Annotated in this window: 16 protein-coding genes; 9 read left to right on the plus strand and 7 right to left on the minus strand. The window is 55.3% G+C overall.

Annotated elements, in window-relative coordinates; translation table 11 throughout:
• Positions 1 to 5: 5 nt before the first annotated feature.
• Complete coding sequence (locus NATSA_RS12865) at positions 6 to 1,427, minus strand: SDR family oxidoreductase (RefSeq protein WP_210513010.1); 1,422 nt, start codon at positions 1,425 to 1,427, stop codon at positions 6 to 8.
• Between the two features lie 229 nt (positions 1,428 to 1,656).
• Here NATSA_RS12865 and NATSA_RS12870 point away from each other — a divergent pair, with 229 nt between their 5' ends.
• Genes NATSA_RS12870 through NATSA_RS15695 form a run of 3 tightly spaced genes read left to right on the plus strand, consistent with a single transcriptional unit; the run spans position 1,657 to position 4,328 of the window.
• Positions 1,657 to 2,304 (plus strand): porin family protein, encoded by a 648-nt coding sequence (locus tag NATSA_RS12870; protein ID WP_210513011.1) that lies wholly within the window; start codon positions 1,657 to 1,659, stop codon positions 2,302 to 2,304.
• 42 nt (positions 2,305 to 2,346) lie between these two features.
• Positions 2,347 to 2,997: an outer membrane beta-barrel protein gene (locus tag NATSA_RS12875; RefSeq protein WP_210513012.1), complete on the plus strand. Its 651-nt coding sequence runs from the start codon at positions 2,347 to 2,349 to the stop codon at positions 2,995 to 2,997.
• Positions 2,998 to 3,014: 17 nt separating this feature from the next.
• Complete coding sequence (locus tag NATSA_RS15695) at positions 3,015 to 4,328, plus strand: MFS transporter (protein WP_210513013.1); 1,314 nt, start codon at positions 3,015 to 3,017, stop codon at positions 4,326 to 4,328.
• 8 nt (positions 4,329 to 4,336) lie between these two features.
• Here the strand turns inward: NATSA_RS15695 and rimO are convergent, their stop codons facing one another.
• The 3 genes from rimO to NATSA_RS12895 form a co-directional block, all read right to left on the minus strand.
• Positions 4,337 to 5,653, minus strand: coding sequence for a 30S ribosomal protein S12 methylthiotransferase RimO (gene rimO / locus NATSA_RS12885; RefSeq protein ID WP_210513014.1), 1,317 nt, complete (start codon positions 5,651 to 5,653; stop codon positions 4,337 to 4,339).
• A 146-nt stretch (positions 5,654 to 5,799) separates the two neighbouring features.
• Positions 5,800 to 7,386 (minus strand): methyltransferase RsmF C-terminal domain-like protein, encoded by a 1,587-nt coding sequence (locus tag NATSA_RS12890; RefSeq protein ID WP_210513015.1) that lies wholly within the window; start codon positions 7,384 to 7,386, stop codon positions 5,800 to 5,802.
• A gap of 57 nt (positions 7,387 to 7,443) precedes the next feature.
• Positions 7,444 to 8,448: a mechanosensitive ion channel family protein gene (locus NATSA_RS12895; protein ID WP_246481824.1), complete on the minus strand. Its 1,005-nt coding sequence runs from the start codon at positions 8,446 to 8,448 to the stop codon at positions 7,444 to 7,446.
• Between the two features lie 108 nt (positions 8,449 to 8,556).
• Between NATSA_RS12895 and secG the strand changes: the two genes are divergently transcribed.
• Positions 8,557 to 8,964: a preprotein translocase subunit SecG gene (gene secG / locus NATSA_RS12900; protein ID WP_210513016.1), complete on the plus strand. Its 408-nt coding sequence runs from the start codon at positions 8,557 to 8,559 to the stop codon at positions 8,962 to 8,964.
• A 133-nt stretch (positions 8,965 to 9,097) separates the two neighbouring features.
• On the opposite strand, the gene NATSA_RS12905 is transcribed toward secG, so the two are convergent.
• Positions 9,098 to 9,778 carry an SOS response-associated peptidase gene (locus NATSA_RS12905; protein WP_210513017.1) on the minus strand — a complete coding sequence of 227 codons (681 nt, stop codon included), beginning with the start codon at positions 9,776 to 9,778 and terminating at the stop codon, positions 9,098 to 9,100.
• A 90-nt stretch (positions 9,779 to 9,868) separates the two neighbouring features.
• Between NATSA_RS12905 and NATSA_RS12910 the strand changes: the two genes are divergently transcribed.
• The 4 genes from NATSA_RS12910 to NATSA_RS12925 all read left to right on the plus strand — a co-directional run bounded on the left by NATSA_RS12910 (position 9,869) and on the right by NATSA_RS12925 (position 15,860).
• The gene (locus NATSA_RS12910; protein WP_210513018.1) at positions 9,869 to 10,795 is read left to right on the plus strand and encodes a CPBP family intramembrane glutamic endopeptidase; all 927 of its coding nucleotides are present in this window, start codon (positions 9,869 to 9,871) and stop codon (positions 10,793 to 10,795) included.
• A 103-nt stretch (positions 10,796 to 10,898) separates the two neighbouring features.
• Positions 10,899 to 12,662 (plus strand): DEAD/DEAH box helicase, encoded by a 1,764-nt coding sequence (locus NATSA_RS12915; RefSeq protein WP_210513019.1) that lies wholly within the window; start codon positions 10,899 to 10,901, stop codon positions 12,660 to 12,662.
• A 21-nt stretch (positions 12,663 to 12,683) separates the two neighbouring features.
• Positions 12,684 to 13,922, plus strand: a complete 1,239-nt coding sequence (locus tag NATSA_RS12920) for a M48 family metallopeptidase (RefSeq protein ID WP_210513020.1) — start codon at positions 12,684 to 12,686, stop codon at positions 13,920 to 13,922.
• A gap of 144 nt (positions 13,923 to 14,066) precedes the next feature.
• Entirely contained in the window at positions 14,067 to 15,860 is a 1,794-nt protein-coding gene (locus tag NATSA_RS12925) for a glycoside hydrolase family 3 protein (protein ID WP_210513021.1), read from the plus strand.
• Between the two features lie 141 nt (positions 15,861 to 16,001).
• On the opposite strand, the gene NATSA_RS12930 is transcribed toward NATSA_RS12925, so the two are convergent.
• Together NATSA_RS12930 and NATSA_RS12935 are read right to left on the minus strand one after the other, a co-directional pair.
• Positions 16,002 to 16,523, minus strand: coding sequence for a spore maturation protein (locus NATSA_RS12930; RefSeq protein ID WP_210513022.1), 522 nt, complete (start codon positions 16,521 to 16,523; stop codon positions 16,002 to 16,004).
• A gap of 3 nt (positions 16,524 to 16,526) precedes the next feature.
• Complete coding sequence (locus tag NATSA_RS12935; protein ID WP_210513023.1) at positions 16,527 to 17,468, minus strand: nucleoside recognition domain-containing protein; 942 nt, start codon at positions 17,466 to 17,468, stop codon at positions 16,527 to 16,529.
• A 181-nt stretch (positions 17,469 to 17,649) separates the two neighbouring features.
• Between NATSA_RS12935 and NATSA_RS12940 the strand changes: the two genes are divergently transcribed.
• Positions 17,650 to 18,843, plus strand: coding sequence for a trans-sulfuration enzyme family protein (locus NATSA_RS12940; RefSeq protein ID WP_210513024.1), 1,194 nt, complete (start codon positions 17,650 to 17,652; stop codon positions 18,841 to 18,843).
• Positions 18,844 to 18,882 lie beyond the last annotated feature (39 nt).

Raw genomic sequence — 18,882 nt, forward strand, 5'->3', positions numbered from 1 at the left:
TTTTTTTAATCTCTGATCAGCTTGTTGATCATGCCGTTGAAAATGAAGAAGTGAAACGGCAGGACCATGTACCAGTACAGACGCCCCCACACACCGCGCGGGCGGTAGGTTGCCTCCTGAATGAGTTTGTCCCCCTCGATCCGGAACTCAAGCCACGCTTCCCCGGGCAGGCGCATTTCCGCAAAAAGCAGCAGGCGGCCCTGCTCGCGATCCGCAAGCAGCACCCTCCAGAAGTCCAAAGTGTCCCCGGTATTGATGTCATCCACAGAAGTGCGTCCACGCCGCAGCCCGACACCTCCGAACAGTTTGTCGAGAAAACCGCGAATTTTCCACAGCCAGTTGCCGTAATACCAACCGATATCACCGCCGATCGACCAGATGCGGGTCAGGACCTGCTCCCTGTTTCTGATGGTGCGCTCTTTTCGATCCTTGAAACATCCGTTCACCGGCACCTGGATAAACTGAGACAACCCCGTCCGCACTCTGCCGCTGATCAGCGAATCTTTCCAGCTGGAAATGATGGCATTTTGCTCAATGCGCTCAAAGGCGCGTGAAACGGCCTCGGGATAGCTGATAGGTGAGATACCCAGCATGCCGGCAAGCCGGTTGTCGCGGCAGGTCACATCCACCTTCATACTGTCAACCAGCGAAACGGCCAGCGGATAGGACGTCGAAGTCACAAAATAGAGCCAGTACGAGGAGAGTTTCGGAGTGAGCACCGGCACAGTCAGAATAAACCGTTTGAGTCCGCGTGCCTCCGCATACTGCATCAGCATGCCGCGGTAAGTCAGCACTTCCGGACCGCCTATGTCAAAGCTCTGATCGTACGTCTCCTCGTTCAGCAATGTCTTGACCAGAAAAGCGATCACATCGCGGATGGCGATAGGCTGGGATTTTGTTTTGAGCCATCGCGGGGCAATCATGACCGGCAGCTTTTCGACCAGGTCACGGATGATTTCAAACGAGGCGCTGCCTGAACCGATGATGATGCCGGCCCGAAGGGTGGTCAGGGCGTAGTTGCCCTGAGAGAGGATGTCCTCCACCTGCTTGCGCGAGGAGAGGTGCTTGGACAAGTTCTCGTCATTGATGATACCGCTCAGATATACGACATGACGAACCTGTGTGGTATCCATGTAATCCCTGAAGTTCCGGGCTGATGTTTTCTCGAGGTCTTCAAAGTCACCGGCCCGCGACGACATCGAATGAACCAGATAGAAAGCCCCGTCGATATCCTTCGGGATGGAGGCCATTGATTCCGGATCCAGAAAATCGGCCTCCACAACGCACACGCGCGAGGTATCCTTAATATTCAGGTTCAGCCGGTTGCGGTCGCGGACACAGCATACGACATTGTGGCCGTTTTCCAGCAGAACAGGCAGCAGCCGCTTGCCGATATATCCGGTGACACCGGTCAGGAGAATGTTCATGTGCGCAAATTTAAGCGATACCAATAAATTACGTAAACAGACAACAGAAATCCGTGCCCCTTCATTCACCCGTCTGGAACAACCTCGAAGAAGATCAATCTGAAACCACTTTCCGGAACCCGTTTCGGATAACCGGGCAATTGACTACCTTTCTGAAGGCCGGTTGCCTCAGCTGTGCTTCAGCCCGGCCGCATCAAATCACATGTACGAAATAAAAAACTATCCTGCTATGCCACGTATTTCAGCCAGTTCTTACATTTTTACTCTTGCAATATTGCTTGTCACCATGCTTTTCGTCCGTCCCGCCCAGTCCCAGCTCCTGGACTACGGGGTAAAAGGCGGGGTCAATTTTTCGTCCATAACCGAAACGGATAACTCAGATATGCTGACCGGTTTCCATTTCGGAGGCTTTGTGAATATCCGTCCGCCGCTTTCCCCCATTTCCATCCAGCCGGAGGTGCTCTATACCCGCCTGGGCACCAACTTTGAGATCATTCCGTCTCCCGGTGTCAATGACCTGGAACCGGATGTCATTGAAGAGACGCTGACGATCGATTACCTCCAGATTCCGGTGCTGCTGAATTACTATCTGCCGCTTCCCGGCCCCCTGGGCCCGAAACTTTTTGCCGGACCCTATGTCGGTTTCAAGATGGATTCCGAATATGACTCCGAGATCAACGATATTGACCTGACCGATCAGCTGAATGACCTGGATTTCGGACTGGTTTTCGGTGCGGGAACCGATATCAGTCTGCTGCTTGCCACAGTGCATGTGGAAGCGCGGTTCATGCTCGGTCTCGAAAGTGTTTATACCGAAGATTTCGACAATGATGAACGCAACCGGGCGATCATGCTTTCTGCGGGGATTGCTTTCTGATGCAAGCCCTGTAAATCCGGATTCCGTAATAAGAGGTGACAGATGCAATGGCTCGTATCCATCCCGAAAAAACAGGTGTTGCAGCTGGCGGTTTCAGCGGCATTGGTGGCATTATTGACAGTACAGCCTGCCCGGGGTCAGTTTTTTGATTACGGATTCAAGGGCGGCGCACAGGTTGCCTCATTTGCCAATGCCGAGAACACCGACTACCTGACCGATTATCATTTCGGGATGTTTATGAACATACGGCCGTTTGCACTACCGGTCACAATCCGGCCGGAGGTGCTGTACACGAGAATGGGTACCGATTATGCCGCCATCCCGGCCGATCCCGGTTTCCCGACCCCGCCGGGCTCCCTGCATATCAGTTATATTCAGGTACCGCTGCTGATCAATGCCTATATTCCCGTACCCGGACCGCTGCACCCCGGCATTTATGCCGGTCCGTATATTGCTGTGATGACCAGCACCCGGTTTGAGGCAGAAGGGCAGCAGGTGAGAAATATTGATCAGTGGGTGCAGGATAGTGATTACGGGATAATGTTCGGGGCACTGATTGAATGGGATGTGGCAGTAACCCGTCTTCATACGGAACTCCGGTTTGTCTACGGGATGGAATCGGTATTCAGGGAGGATATGAACAGAGATGAGCAGAACAGGGCGATTTCCCTGTCGCTCGGTTTTGCAATTTGAACCAGAAGGGTATTTGCGTGTCAAAACGGACAGAAATTCTAGAAAAAACATACGAAATACTTACTATTGATGATGAGCGTGCCTGCCGCGACATCCCCGACAGTGCCTGCCGGGAAGCGCCGGGCAACTTTTTTCTCAATGCCGGAAACGGGGCGCTGACCAAGCTCGCCGAACAAATTGCGAGCCCCTCGCTAGTGCTGCCATGGCTGCTTGGGGCGATGGGAGCACCGGCATCGCTTAGTGGTTTCCTGGTTCCACTAAGCAAAAGCGGGTCATTGATGCCTCAGCTCCTGGTGTCATCCCGCATCCGCAAGTATTCCCGCCGCAAATATTTCTGGGTGGCGGCCGGATACACCCAGGCTTTGTCGCTGCTTCTGATGATACCGCTCACACTTTTCGTCGGCGGACTCTGGGGCGGAATCGGTATTCTGTTGATGCTCGCTTTGTTCAGCATTTCAAGCGGGGTGGCATCCGTCAGTTTCAAGGATGTGATGGCCAAAACCATCCCGAAAGGCAAACGCGGGACGCTTCTGTCCATTCGTGCCACGGTCGGCGGGGCGCTTGCGCTTGGGGCCGGTGCCTGGCTGATGATCAGCGGCGGCGAAGATGAGCCGATTGCATTTTACGGTGCACTGCTTGCTGTCGCTGCGATATTATGGCTGGTGGCCACAACGCTTTTTGCTTTTATACGTGAGTACCCGGGAGCAACGGACGGCGGACGCAATGCCATTGATGAGGCGCAAAAAGGGTGGCAGCTCCTTACGGAACAGAAAGATTTTCGCAATTTCGTCATCGCCCGCAGCCTTTTGCTCGGCGTACCCCTGGTTATTCCGTTTTACTCGCTTTTTGCACGCGAACTCGGTACCGGACTCAGCGGACTGGGTCTGTTTGTTATGGCCAACAGCCTGGCAATGGTGCTAAGCAGCTACTTTTGGGGCCGGCTGGCCGACCGCTCCAGCAAACATGCCATGGCTTACGGCGGAATGGTCGGCACGGCTGCTGCACTCCTGGCGCTTGGACTTGGTTGGCTGATGGGGGGTGAGTACACCGCCTGGTGGCTGGCAACGGTCATTTTCATCACCGGTTTTGCCCAGGCCGGAACCCGCATGGGACGGAAAACCTATCTGGTGGATGCCGCCCCGAAGGATGAGCGTCCGCTTTATGTAGCCGTGAGCAATACGCTTGTCGGAATTATTTTCCTGTCCTCAGCACTCATCGGGCTTCTGGCCGGATTGATCGGAGTGCAGGGGGTGATTATCGTGTTTACTCTGATGATGGTTGCAGGGTCACTGATGGCGCTCAGATTGCCCGATGCGGGGTTTGAGGCGTAAGCCGGTTTTCAGCTTTCAATCACCCCGAAAAGATCAAACGCCTCGGCATCGGTGATTCGCACCCGGTAAAACGAACCCGCATGCAGATCGCCGGTTGAAAATCCGTCAGCGGCACTCTGGATGATCACTTCGTTGTCCACTTCGGGAGTATCCCACTCGGTGCGGCCGTAGGCAACTCCGTCCTCGATCCGGTCAATCAGCACCGGCAGCACCCGCTCGATCAGCTCCTCATTGTGCTCTCTGGAAATCTCCTCCTGCACGGCCATCAGCTCCTGAACGCGGCGCTGCTTTTCGGCCGCCGGAACCGGATCGCCCAGCTCATAGGCCGTGGTGGCTTCCTCCTGCGAATAGGCAAAACACCCCAGCCGCTCAAACCGGATTTCACGCACAAAATCAATCAGCTCCTCGAAATGCTCCCGCATCTCGGCCGGATATCCGACGATGAGCGTGGTTCTGAGCCGGATTCCCGGCACCTCTTCGCGGATCTGATGAAGCAGCTCCCTCATGCGCTGCCCGCTCATGCCGCGGCGCATCGATTTCAGCACTTCAGTGCTGGCGTGCTGCACCGGCATGTCCAGATAGTTGCAGATGTTGTCCCGGTCGCGGATGACCGGGAGGATGTCCGTCGGGAAGCGGGCCGGATAGGCGTACTGAAGCCGGATCCAGTCAAATCCGACATCCGACAACCGTTCCAGCAGGTCCGAAAGGGTGCGTTTTCCGTACAGGTCGAGCCCGTACCAGGTCAGGTCCTGCCCGATCAGCACCAGCTCACGAACGCCCTTTTCCTTAAGTTTCCGGGCCTCGGTCACAAGCTCATCAGCCGGACGCGAAACATGTCCGCCCCGCATTATCGGAATAGCACAAAACGAACAGCTCTGGTCACATCCCTCCGAAATTTTCAGATAGGCATAATGGGACGGATTGGTCAGCATACGCTCGCCGATCAGCTCCTTCCGGTACCGGCCGCCGAGCTCTTTCAGTACATCAGGAAGGGATGTGTGGCTGCTGCCGAAATACTTGTCCACTTCCGGGATGTCGGCCCGCAGGTCATCGAGATAGCGGTCCGACAGGCACCCCATCACCAGCAGGCGGTCCAGTTTTCCCTGCTGCTTCAGCGAAACCCCCTCCAGAATGTGATTGATCGACTCCTCCTTGGCATCTTCGATGAAGCCGCATGTGTTGATCACCAGCACATTGGCATCGGATATGTCCGATACGATTTCAAATTCGTTGGCACGCGCCTGGGCGATAAACACCTCGGAATCGACCTGGTTTTTTGAGCAGCCGAGGGTGTCGACATAGATGCGCGGAAGCTGTGTTTGCATGTTGGCTGATGGATTTCTGTGTGATTGTGAAGCTGAACTGTTTATCGGGTGATTTAAGGACGGTTACCGGTTGGCTCAGGTTAATTTCGGAAAATTTTTGGTGATTTCGGTTATTTCCGGATGATCAGGTTTGTCGCAGGCCACAGCTATTTCCGGATCCGCCATTCGGCAGGGTGATAGTTGTTCATGCGTCTGCCCACATGCTTCATCCACCCCAGCGGGAGTCCGCGGTGCATGGCAAGATACCAGCCGCCGGATGTGCCATTCTCCGGAACGGGCAGGCTTTCCCTTCTCAGAAACTGCAACGCTTTCTCGCGGTTGCAGGTGATCTGCGGAAAAAACGATGCATCCAGATGGATGTCGAGTGCCGCCGCTGCGGCCGGACGCACCTCGTCGCGGATGACCTTGCCGACTTCCGTGCCGGCATACAGCACCGTCAAAACGGATGAAAGCAGCCTGAGAGAATGCATGTGGTTTCCGTGAAGCCGGAAAAGCCGGTCTCCGATCTGGTACCAGTCGCAGGGTTCATCCGGATACCACTTCCGGACCTGCTCCACCGCCGTACTGCCGGCCGCACCGATTTTATTGCTGCTGTTCCTGCCGCCTCGCTTTGCAGCGCCCCTGCCGCCCGGGGCACTTCCACTGCTTCCGGTGTTTCTGCCGCGCCCGGCTCCTCTGCTGCCCCCGGTGTCTCTGCCACCCCCTGCGTCTCCGATGCCTCCGGTGCTTCTGCTGCTTGCGGCACCTGTGCTGCCAACGGCACCTCCGCTGCCGGGCTTTCGGATAATACTCAGGAAGAATCCTTCGCCGCCGGTTCGGTGAGGCAGGAAGCCGTATCCGGTCACCGGGCCCTCGCGAATTTCGGTTATTTGCTGCATTCCGTTCCGGCTCTCACCCGTCATCCCGTCACGATTGTTTGTATCCAGCCGGACGCATTCACCACCGGTCTGATCCAGCAGCCGGGCGATATTCCGTTCATTTTCATCGGGATTGAATGTGCAGGTGGTATAGATCAGGTATCCGCCCGGACGAAGGGCCGGCCAGATATCGGACAGGATTGACCGCTGGCGCAGCGAACAGTGGCGCGCATTGTCCGGCGTCCATTCGAGGCGGGCATCGGGATCCTTCCGGAAAAGCCCCTCGCCCGAGCAAGGCGCATCGGCAAGAATCAGGTCGAAAAACCCGCCCAATTCGTCGAATCGGAAAGATTCATTGCGGGTGACCGCGATATTTCCGGTACCCCATTTGATGCTGTTTTCCATCAGGGCGGGCACGCGGGAGCGGATGACCTCATTGGCCACGATCATCGCATCGGGGAAATGGGACGCCATCAGGGTGGTCTTGCCGCCCGGCGCAGCACAGGCATCGAGAATCAGTCCGGGGCCCTCATCCGAAGCGTCGTCATCCGGCCACAACTCCGTCAGCACCCGCTCAAGAAACATCGAGCTGGCCTCCTGGACGTAATAACTGCCGGCGTGAAACAGGGGATCCAGCGTGAAGGATGGACGCTTATCGAGGAAAAAGCCGTTCCGCGACCACGCAACCGGCTCCCCCGGCGGCACGGGATCATCGCTTATGCGCTCCCATTTTTGCGGATGGATGCGGATGGAGGTCCGGCCCGGTTCATCAAGCGCACGCAGAAACGCCCCGGCTTCATCAGGAAACTGGCGGGAAATCCGGTCGGCAAAATCGCCGGGCAGCGGTGGATTGTCACATTTCGATGCCGGACGCATACGTTTTTCTTTGGTCTGGATTAGCGGTTGCTTTGACTGGCAATTGCCTTCACGTATCTATTGCCGTGATGCATGACCTTCCGCAGAGCCGGAATTGCTCTGCGGAGAGCCGGGGTCGTCCTGCGGCACACCCCACGGACTGCTGCCCTCACGCGCCCGGTCATAATACCGGATGGTCGGATAGGCAAAGGATATATCCTTGTGTCCGGCCAGCTCGGTGAGCACGTCCTCCCAGATCTGATGTTCGGTGCCGCGGCGGGTGCGCGGATTGGTGAGATAACGGATGGTCAGGATGATGCCGAAGTCTTTGACATCCGTGTAGACAGTGGGGGTGAGGATGCGGTAGGTGATGAGATACGACCGTGCGGCTTTGCGCAGCTGCTGCTTCGCCTCGGTTGAGATGTTGGCGGAGTGCCGGTCGGCTATCTGCTGCAGTATTTTCTTGGCTTTCTTCCAGTTGCTTTCCAGGCTGATCCGCACAGGCAGCTCGTTCCAGATAAAATGGAAGTCGGCGGTGTAATTGGCAATGTTTTCGGTGAAGACCTTGTGGTTTGGGACGTGGATGACCCGGCCGGTGCTCTGGTCGGCATCCACCCAGTTGCCGATCTCCATCAGGCTGAATTTGAAAATCCGCTGGTCAATGACATCGCCGCTTACTCCCGCAATGTCAATCCGGTCACCGATTTCAAACGGCTTGCGCCAGATCAGGAATATCCATCCGGCAAGATCGGCTACGGAATCCTTCAGCGCAATGACGATACCCGCCGACAGCAGTCCGAGAAAGGTGGCGATGGATTGGAATCCCTCAAACCAGGTGCGGCCGAGGATGAGCAGGGCCATGAAAACCAGGACACGCGTAAAATATTTGCGCCACTTGTAGTGCAGCTCGGGGTCACTTGTGTGCCGGAATACCACACGCAGGACAATCGCGCGGACAAGCCAGAACGCAAATATAAGGACGACGCTGAACAGCAGGTTCTGTGTGAAACTGTGGCTCAGATCCGCCATGTCGGCAACCGCCCTGGTAATCCGGTTAACTATATGAACATCTTCCTGAACCATAATGCAGCCGCTGCTTCGGCGTTATAACTTGTGGAAACTGAAGATTTGAAATAAACGAGGAATTCGGTAATTTACGAAAATTGACATGCCAAAAGTAGCGACAAAATTATGCTTTATACACTGACAATCATTCTCATCACCATCATTGCGGTATTGATGGTCATCGTTGTGCTTCTGCAGGCCGGCCAGGGTCAGGGACTTTCAGGCGGAATTGCCGGAGGCGGCGGACTTGCCGGCGGCGCCGGCGGAAATATGATGGGTGCGCGCAGAACAGCCGACTTCCTGTCGAAGTCGACATCGGTTCTTGCTGCACTTTTCCTTACACTCTGCGTCCTCGCGAACTTCTTCATTGATCAGGATACGGTAACCCAGAGTACCATTCAGGACCGTGCCGTTCCGGTGCAGACCGAACAGGCGACACCGGCCATGCCTGATGAAGAAGCGGCACCGCAGCAGCAGGCACCTGTACAAGAGGAAGGCCAGCAACAGCTGCCGGCCCAGCCTGACGAGCAGTAACCAGCTGCCATTATTCCCGCTCTTTGGGGCAGGCTGTTGTCCGTCAACAGCCGAACAGATGCCGACTGCTGTTGACGCAGGCGGTTCAACCAGATAGCGTAAAGCCTCATATTTTTGAGCAGCTCTTGCCGGATCAGCGCATCCGGGGATTGATCAGCTCCGCTCCGTTATTGGAAGCGTTGTTGACATCCGTACTTACCTTGTAGGTGGACATTTCCTCCATCGGGTAGGGTTGCAGCAGCGATTTAAGCATCTCCGGCTGCGGCTTGACCGGATCCAGCCAGATACTGTAGTCATCCTCCCGTAAAATAACCGGCATTCTGTCGTGCAGCGGCTGCATCAGCGCATTCGCCTGGGTTGTAAGTATGGCAAACGTGTGCTGCTCGTTCCCTTCCGAATCCGTGTGCGTTTCGTAAATTCCGGCCATTCCGAACAGTTCCTGATCCAGAAGCCGGATATAAAACGGGATTTTTTTGCCGCCGCCAAAATCTTTCCACTCATAAAAACCGTTTGCCGGAACGACACAGCGTTTGCGCTGAAAGGCTTTCTTGAAGGAGGGTTTTTCGTCAACAGTTTCGCTGCGGGCATTGATCAGCGGTTTCCACTCAGAAGTGTTCTTGACAAATGGCGGAACCAACCCCCATTTCAAGGCACCCATTACCCGGTCCGATGTTCTGTGTGTCAGCACGACCGGCCGGACAGACCCCGGGGCGACATTGTAATCCGGCTCCAGGAGGCCGTCATCCTCCACGGTCACACCGAACTGCTGTTCCACTGTTTTTTTATCCGAATATAGCGTATATCTTCCGCACATAATTTGTAGCTCTGCCTGGTAGTGATTTGTTCCGGACTGATGTGTCAGCCGGAAAGATACACGGATTTAATCAAGAATCACCATACTTCCATGAACGCAATTGACACAATTTTCAACTCTCTGGACGGGAGAGTTAGGGCAGGATGGCGGCTGTTGCTGCAGATCGTGCTCTCGTTCATTTTTCTCATTCCCCTTCAGCTTCTTGCCGGTGCTATAGGCGGTACGCAGCTCCAGATCATAGCAGGCGGCATTGCCATTACCATGGGCGTCTGGGTGGCCGGCCTGATTCTCGACAAGCGCCCGATCCGTGATTTCGGACTGAATATGAATGCGCAGTGGTGGCGTGAATTCGGGATCGGCTTTGCGCTGGCTGCCGTGGTGATGACCCTGATTGCCGGCATTCAGCTGGCGGCGGGATGGATAGAGTTCTCCGGATTCGGATGGGAGCGGGCATCGAGCCGCAACTTTCTGGTTGTGCTGGGAGCGTATATCCTCACGATGGCGGTAGTAGGATTTTATGAAGAGCTCTGGACACGCGGCTATCAGCTGAAGAATCTGACGGAGGGATTCTGTTATGGCGGAAAGCGCAACAGAGCCGGCATTATTGCCATTGCCCTCACATCCATCCTGTTCGGGGTACTCCATCTGGGCAATCCCAACGCCAGTATGATGGGTATGATCGTCATCATGCTGGCCGGTGTGGCACTTGCCATCCCTTATGTGGTGACGGGGCAGCTCGGCATGTCCGTCGGACTCCATTTTGCATGGAATGTTGTACAGGGTGGATTTTACGGACTTCCCGTCAGCGGCATCCCTTTCCGGCAGTCGGTACTTCAGTTTGATATGATGGGGCCGGAACTCTGGACGGGCGGGCGCTTCGGGCCGGAGGGTGGCTTGCTGGGCCTGTTCGGCGTCCTGCTTATGCTGGCTATGACGGTAGCTGTGCTTTACCGCAAGGGGTATTCCATGAGCGTCTCACCGGAAATCACCCGCCCGCCTTCTGACAGGTACACTTAACTTTCACCGGTAAATTTCTTATATTGCAAGATTAGTGAAAAACTACTAATAACCGCTTATTCATATAGAAATAAGCCTTTATTCCAATAAGAAATCAGATATTTTGTCATTTGAAAAATTCAACCTCCACGAAGAGGTATTAAACGGTTTAAGGGATATGGGTTTTGAAAAACCCACCCCTATTCAGGAATCATGCATACCATTGATTATGGAAGGCCGCGATGTGCTGGCCTCGGCGCAGACAGGCACCGGAAAAACAGCTGCATTTGCGATCCCCGTACTTGAAAAACTCTCCGAAAAAAAGAAAGAGAAGAAGGAGGGCATCCGTGCCCTGATCATTACACCGACACGAGAACTGGCCGGACAGGTGGATGAAGCCTTTTTTGCCATCGGTTACCATACCGGACTGTCCACTGCCAAAGTGTATGGCGGAGACGACTGGGGACGCCAGGAAAAAGCCCTCAACCGGGGAACCAACATCATTGTTGCCACACCGGGCCGGCTGCTCGACCATATCAAGATCCATGACATCGACTTCAGCAACCTCGACTTTCTGATCCTTGACGAAGCAGACAGGATGCTGGACATGGGGTTCATCCCTGATATCACGCAGATCGTAAGCAAACTCCCGAAGAAACGACAGACCTTGCTGTTCTCGGCCACACTTCCGCAGAAAATCATCCAGCTGGCAAGAAAGATGATGAATAATCCCGAAAGGGTGAATATGGCTCCGGATAACAGGGCCGCAGAAGGGGTCACCCAGGGGATGTACTATGTGGAAGAGCGCGATAAGCTGCCGCTGGTGCTGAACTTGTACGAAAATGAAAAATGGCCGTCAGCCATCATTTTCATGTCGACCAAGCGCGCCGTGGACAAGCTTTCCCGCGAGCTGAAGAAAAAAGGTGCCAGCGTCACCAGTATTCACGGAGACCGTTCCCAGGCTGAGCGCGAAGCCGCCCTGGAAAGTTTCCGCAAAGGCGAGTACCGGGTCATTGTCGCCACCGATGTCATGGCCCGCGGCATCGACGTCGAAGGTATATCCCACATCATCAACTTCAGTGTCCCCCACGATGTTGAGGACTATGTGCACCGTATCGGACGCACGGCCCGCGCCGAAGCAACCGGTGATGCCATTACACTGGTGTCCGGACAGGATCGCCGCTACATGGAAAATATCATCCGTGAGATGGATTCCGAGATCAAAAAGCTGCAGGTTCCGGATCTGCATGGCGGAAAGCCCGGCCGCAAATCCGGTGATTCCGGTCAGGAACAAAAAGGCAGAAAAGGCAAGCCGGGTCAGAACGGTCGCAAGAAGCCGCAGAAGGAAGAAAAAGACTCCGGTTCCGAAGAGGCCAAAGCTGCTGCCGATGAATCCGGACAGGATCAGAAGCAAGAGCAGCAGTCCGAAAGACCGAAGCGCCGCCGTGGACGAAGGAGGCCGGGTGGAAACCGGCGCAAAGGCAAGAAGCCGCAGCAAGAGCAACAACAGGAACAAGCCGGTCAGCAGCAAGCCGCCGGACAGGATCAGAAAAAGCAGCAAAAAGAAGACAGCGACACCGGATCCGGTCAGCAGCAGGGCCGCAAAAAGCAGCAGGGCCGCAGTAAACAACAGCCCCGCAAAGGTAAGCCTTCCTCTGATGACGGCGGCCGGAAAGGCGGCAGGCAGCGGAAGGGCCCGCCCCGCGGACGCAAGCCGGCCGGACATAAAGCCGGGGCGCGCGGACGAAAGAAACCAACCGGAAAAGAGGCCGAACGCAAGGAGCTTTTTGACAACATCACATCACCCGACATGGCAAAGGTAAATAAGTCGGTGAGCAAAAAGCGCGGCGTATGGTCGAAAATCAAGGGAATATTTGGCGGTGAATAACGGGGGAGGCAAAATCCGGTCATGAACATCTATGCTGTCATCATATTGCTGGCGCTGCTGGTCAACTATGCGATCAATCTGATCTCCGATCTCCTTAATCTCCGGGCTCTGGACAAACAGCTGCCCGAAGAATTCAAGGATGTCTTTGACGAGGAGAAGTACCGCAAATCGCAGGAGTACACCAGGGTCCGGACACGGTTCGGGCTCATCACTTCCACCTTCAGCCTGGCGGTGCTGCTGATATTCTGGTTTGCCGGCGGATTCAACTGGGTGGACCAGTTTGTCCGGGAAGCCGGATATGGCACAATAGTGACCGGACTTATGTTCATGGGGATTCTGTTTGCCGCCCAGTACGTGATCTCCATCCCCTTTTCGATATACTCCACGTTTGTCATAGAAGAGCGGTTCGGGTTCAACAAGACCACACCGTCCACATTTGTGACCGACCGGATCAAGGGGCTCGGTCTGACACTGCTGCTGGGCGCACCGCTGCTGGCGGGCATCATCGCCATATTCGAATACCTCGGCGCCATAGCCTGGCTTTACGCCTGGATTGTCATCATTGTCTACTCCCTGGTCGTTCAGTTCATTGCGCCCACCTGGATCATGCCGATCTTCAACAAATTCACCCCGCTTGAAGACGGCGAGCTGAAACAGGCCATCCTGGACTATGCCCGGAAAGTCTCGTTTCCGCTGCAGGGTATCTACAAAATCGACGGATCCCGCCGGTCCAGCAAATCCAACGCGTTTTTCACCGGTTTCGGGAAAAACAAACGGATTGCGCTGTTTGATACGCTGATCGAGAACCACACCGTGCCGGAGCTGGTCGCCGTGCTGGCGCATGAGGTAGGACATTACAAAAAAAAGCACATCCCTCAGAATATGATAACCGGGTTCTTGCAAACCGGTGTGATGCTGTATCTGCTTTCGCTGTTTATTCAGGTGCCCGGTCTTCACGAGGCTTTCTTCATGCAGGATATTTCTGTCTATGCCGGACTGCTTTTCTTCGGCCTGCTCTACTCGCCCATCGAAATGGTACTGTCGGTCATCATGCAAATGTTCTCGCGAAAGCATGAATTCGAAGCCGACCGCTTTGCCGCCGAGACAACCGGAGATCCGGAAAGCATGGTGTCGGTACTGAAAAAACTGTCGGCCGACAACCTGTCCAACCTGACACCCCATCCGTTTCATGTTTTCCTGAACTACTCTCATCCCCCCGTGCTGCAGCGGATACGGGCCATCCGAAGCGCCGCATCCTGAAAAGTTGTCAGCCACTCAAAAATCCGGTGGACTATATCCCCGAAAGGTATTTATACTTGAGTGTAATACATGCAGGGAACAGTGCAGGGAAAATAATCGGGGATTGCTCCAATCCATTCGGAATAACCAGCTAATATTAGAAAAATGTACAGTAAAACGATATTTGTGTTCATGATCACAGCCATGATTGCCATGAAGGGATGCGGTCCGTCGGATGACCGCCGCGACACCGCGGATCAAACCGCAGACCCGAGAATTGCCGAAATAATGGGAGAAATGACCGACAGACAGAAGATCGGACAACTTGTAATGGCTACAACCATCTGGGACGAAGGGATGTCCGATACCGGCGACGCCTACGACCCCCCGTCCGATGAGCAGCTGGATCACATGCGCCGCATGGTGCAGGATTATCACGCCGGATCGGTGATCGTCTACAACTGGGGCCGCGCCGAAACGATGGCAGCGTTCAACCGGCAGCTTCAGGACTGGGCCGTCGAAAACGAACCGGGCATTCCGCTGTTCATATCCGCAGATCTGGAATATGGCGTTGCCCAGCGAATCCCCGATGAGGCAACTGTTTTTCCCCGGCAAATGGGAGTAGCCGCCACCGGAAATCCCGATAATGCCTATGAACAGGGCCGGATCACCGCCGTCGAAGGCATTGCCACCGGCTTTAACTGGAGCTATTCCCCCGTTGTCGATGTGAATGTCAATCCGCGCAATCCGGTGATCGGTGTGCGTTCATTCGGGGAGAGTCTGCCGCTGATCAGCGAGATGACACGGGCCATGGTCAAAGGAAGCCAGGAACACGGAGTCATCGCCACACCCAAGCACTTCCCCGGGCACGGAGATACCGAATTTGATTCGCATTACGATCTTTCTACGGTCACTTACGATGAGCAGACCCTCCGCGAAATCCATTTGCCACCGTTTCAGGAAGCATTTGATGCCGGCGCGGATGCGATCATGACTGCGCATGTCATCATTGAGGCTCTGGATCCCGATGTGCCCGCAACGCTGTCCGAAAGAGTGCTGACCGGACTGCTTCGCGATGAAATGGGATTTGAGGGCATCGTGGTAACCGACGCCATGAGCATGGATGCCATTGATGAGCACTGGGGAGCCGGAGAGGCTGCTGTTATGGCCGTTCAGGCCGGAGCCGATATCATCATGGCCACCGGATCGCCGGAAGAGCAGGTCGAGACCTTTGAGGCGCTCTACCAGGCCTACCGGGACGGCGATATCACACCGGAGCGGCTGGATGCATCCGTAGCGCGCATCCTTCGCATCAAGAAAAAATACAATCTGATCGACAATTTCACCCCGCCCGAGCCGATGCTCGCCAACGATGTGACCCGCTATTCCGGTCATCTCGAAACGGCGCAGAGGATAGCCGAAGAATCGATTACGCTGCTTCGCAATGAAGACATCCTGCCGTTTGACGGCGACCGCGAGGCGACTACTCTGGTGGCCGGCGTGGCTTATACCGATGAGCTGGCGGAACTTGTTTCCGGAGCGGCCGCCGATGATGTCATCACCTGGAATTACGGTGATGGTCCGACAGACAATGATCCGGATGACCGGGCGATCCGGGATGCCGTGGAAAAAGCCGCGGATGCCGACCGGATTCTGATTTTTACCTATTCTGCGGGCGAGCTTCCTGAAGGGCAGGAAAAACTGGTCGAAGCGCTGCAGGAGACAGGCAAGCCTCTGGCGGTTGTTGCTTTGGGACTGCCCTATGACATCCTGTCCTTCCCGGATGTCCCGGCATATATTGCCAGTTACGCCCTGGACCGCTGGCCCGATGCCACACCGACACCGGTGGTATGGGAGGCTGCGGTAAACGCTGTTTTCGGTGCTGAGCCCGGCGGGACACTGCCTGTTGAAGTCGGCTCCGGTTATCCGGTCGGACACGGCCTGTCCTACGGGCAGTAACCTCCGGATATCGCTCCGTACATCAATACATTCAATAAGTCATAATATTTTCCGCCCATCCAGCCATCCGGATAATAAGCTGTCATGCTATCCGGCTAACCAACCAACCGGCTCCCGGCATCTGCCGGAAAACCGCATGACTTATCCGAACAGCAGATACACGATCACAACCGAAGCGATGATGCCGGCCAGATCGGCAATGAGCCCGGTCTGAACGGCATATTTTACCCGGCGGATGCCGACGGCTCCGAAGTAGACGGCCAGCACGTAAAACGTGGTCTCGGTTGACCCGAACATCGTGGCGGCCATCTTGACAAAGATCGAATCCTCTCCGTACTGGGCCACCATATCAGCCAGAACGCCGACCGAGCCGCTGCCGGTCAGCGGGCGGAATACCGCCATGGGCAGAATCTCCACAGGAAAACCGACCAGCGCGAGCACCGGACCCAGAGCGGCCATGAAGAAATCCATCGCTCCGCTTTCCCGGAACATCCCGATGGCAAACAGAATGGCCACAAGGTAGGGGATAATCCGCACGCCGATCTGGAACCCTTCTTTGGCACCCTCGACAAAAACCTCATACACATGCACCTTTTTGATGAGGCCATAGAGCGGGATCGTTACAATAATCAGGGGGAGTACAAATGCAGCTATGGTTTGCATGGATCAGGCCTCACTCTTTTGTTCGTCGGGAATATTCTCTGTATGCGCTTCTTCGGGGTGGAACCGCTCGTAAATTTTTGCGGCCGTAACACCCACGATCAGCGATACCAGGGTGGCAAGCGCCATGCTGATGACCAGCTCATTGACGCCGGTTCCGATCAGGGCGACCAGTGTGGCGGGCGGTAGCAGCTGTACGCTTGCCGTATTCACCGTCAGAAGCATGCACTGGGCGTTGCTGGCTTTGTCCTTTGCCGGATTCAGCTTCTGAAGCTCCTCCATCGCCTTGATGCCCAGAGGGGTGGCCGCATTTCCGAGGCCCAGCATGTTGGCAGCCATATTCAGACTGATGATACCGTGGGCGGGATGGTTTTTCGGCACGTTGGGAAACAGAAAGCGGAGAAACGGCTGCACCACGACGACGATCATGTATACCATTCCGCTCTTTTCAGCGATCTTCATCAGGCCCAGCCACATCGCCATGATGCCGATCAGCCCGATGGCCAGCGTCACCGCAAACTCAGCCATTTCAAAGGCGGCGTTGGTAATGGCGCGCAGTTTTACGTACCGGACTTCCGGAAGGATGATTCCGGCCGCACCGGTCTGTTCATCGAAGCGCTCCACCTCCGCCAACAGCTCGGTTTCATCGGCGGCTTCCTGATGTTCGGCAACATCGCGCCAGTGTTCCGGCATATCGTCATCGACGGTAATGACCATTTCGTAATGACCGTCTACCGGCCGCCAGACCGCTTCAAATTTCTCATCGTAGCCGGAAATGATAAACCGGACGTTCTGTCTTTTGTCCCTGTCACCATTTTCAGGAAAAATGACTTCAATATCGTGGACTTCACCGTTTCGGTAGGTGTCCTGAACCAGGTCGGTAATGTCCTGGGTCACCGCGAAAACCAGGCTGATGATGATCAGCCCGGACCAAATATAGTTTAGCATGAGCGTATTGACTTTCAGGTTCAGTCAAAAAAACAATCAACCGTTCAAAAAAGCAAACGGATATCCCTATTTTATGCCATTGACCCGGCAGGCGGCAAACTGCTGAGATTGCCTGCATTTCAGGGTAAACGATCAGGTCTGCCCCCGGGTTTTCATAGGGAAGATATAAGAAACGGAGTTTATGGATCAGAAAAAAACACAGCATCACAACAGTCCGGAATCGTCCTGGCACCGTGAAACCAGAGTACTTCATGACGGATGGCACCCCGAATCTGCGGGGGAGCCGGTTGTTCCATCCTGGGAACCATCCACCATTTTCCGCCATCCATCGGGCGGACTTTCTGCAGACTCCTGGAGTTACACGCGCCTGGACAATCCCAACCGCGCCCAGCTTGAGAAGACCCTCGCCGGCATCGAAGGCGGCAGTGATGCCGTGACATTTGCATCGGGGATGGCAGCGGTGCAGGCCGCCTTTCACATCCTCGCCCCCGGTGACCACGTCCTGCTGCCCGATGACCTGTACCACGGCGTGCGCAACCTCATCCGTGACCAGTACGCCCGGTGGGGACTGACGTTCGATTTCGTGGATATGACCAGCGTGGAAAAGGTTCGCGAGGCGGCCACAGAGCGTACGCGCATGATCTGGCTTGAGACACCATCCAACCCGATGCTGAAAATCAGCGATATTGCCGGGCTGACGGCGCTGGCGAAGGAAAACAACTGTATTTCGGTGCTTGACAACACCTGGTCGACACCGGTTATTCAGCGGCCGGTTGAGCAGGGGGTGGATATCGTGCTGTACTCCACGACCAAGTTTATCGGCGGACACAGTGATGCGCTTGGCGGGGCGCTGGTTGTCGGAAATTCCGGGAATCACACCGAAATTTCGGCTGAACTGCGGAAATTCCAGGCCCAGGCAGGTTCTGTACCGTCGCCGTTTGACTGCTGGCTGCTGCTGCGAAGCCTTAAAACGCTCTATGCCCGCATCAAAACCCAGTGTGCCAATGCCCAGCTCATAGCCGGCCGCCTAAGGGGACACCATGCGGTGGAAAAAGTTTACTATCCGGGGCTGCAGGATCATGAGGGGCAGGAAATTGCATCCCGCCAGATGGATATGCCCGGATCCATGATCTCGTTTCAGGTCAGGGGCGATATGGCCGCGGCCCTGCGCGTGGTGAATGCTGCCGGACTGATCATCCCGGCCACCAGCCTCGGCGGAGTGGAGTCCACGTGGGAGCACCGCAAGACGAGTGAATATGCCGAAAGCCCCACACCGGAAAACCTGATCCGGCTCTCTGTCGGCATCGAACACCCGGAAGATATCTGGCAGGACATCGTCCGAAGTCTGGAAGCTCTGTTTCATAAATCCGGATGATGCAAATCGTTACGATTTTAAATAACTTAAACCTTCTTT

Source organism: Natronogracilivirga saccharolytica (genome assembly GCF_017921895.1).
Lineage (GTDB): Bacteria > Bacteroidota > Rhodothermia > Balneolales > Natronogracilivirgulaceae > Natronogracilivirga > Natronogracilivirga saccharolytica.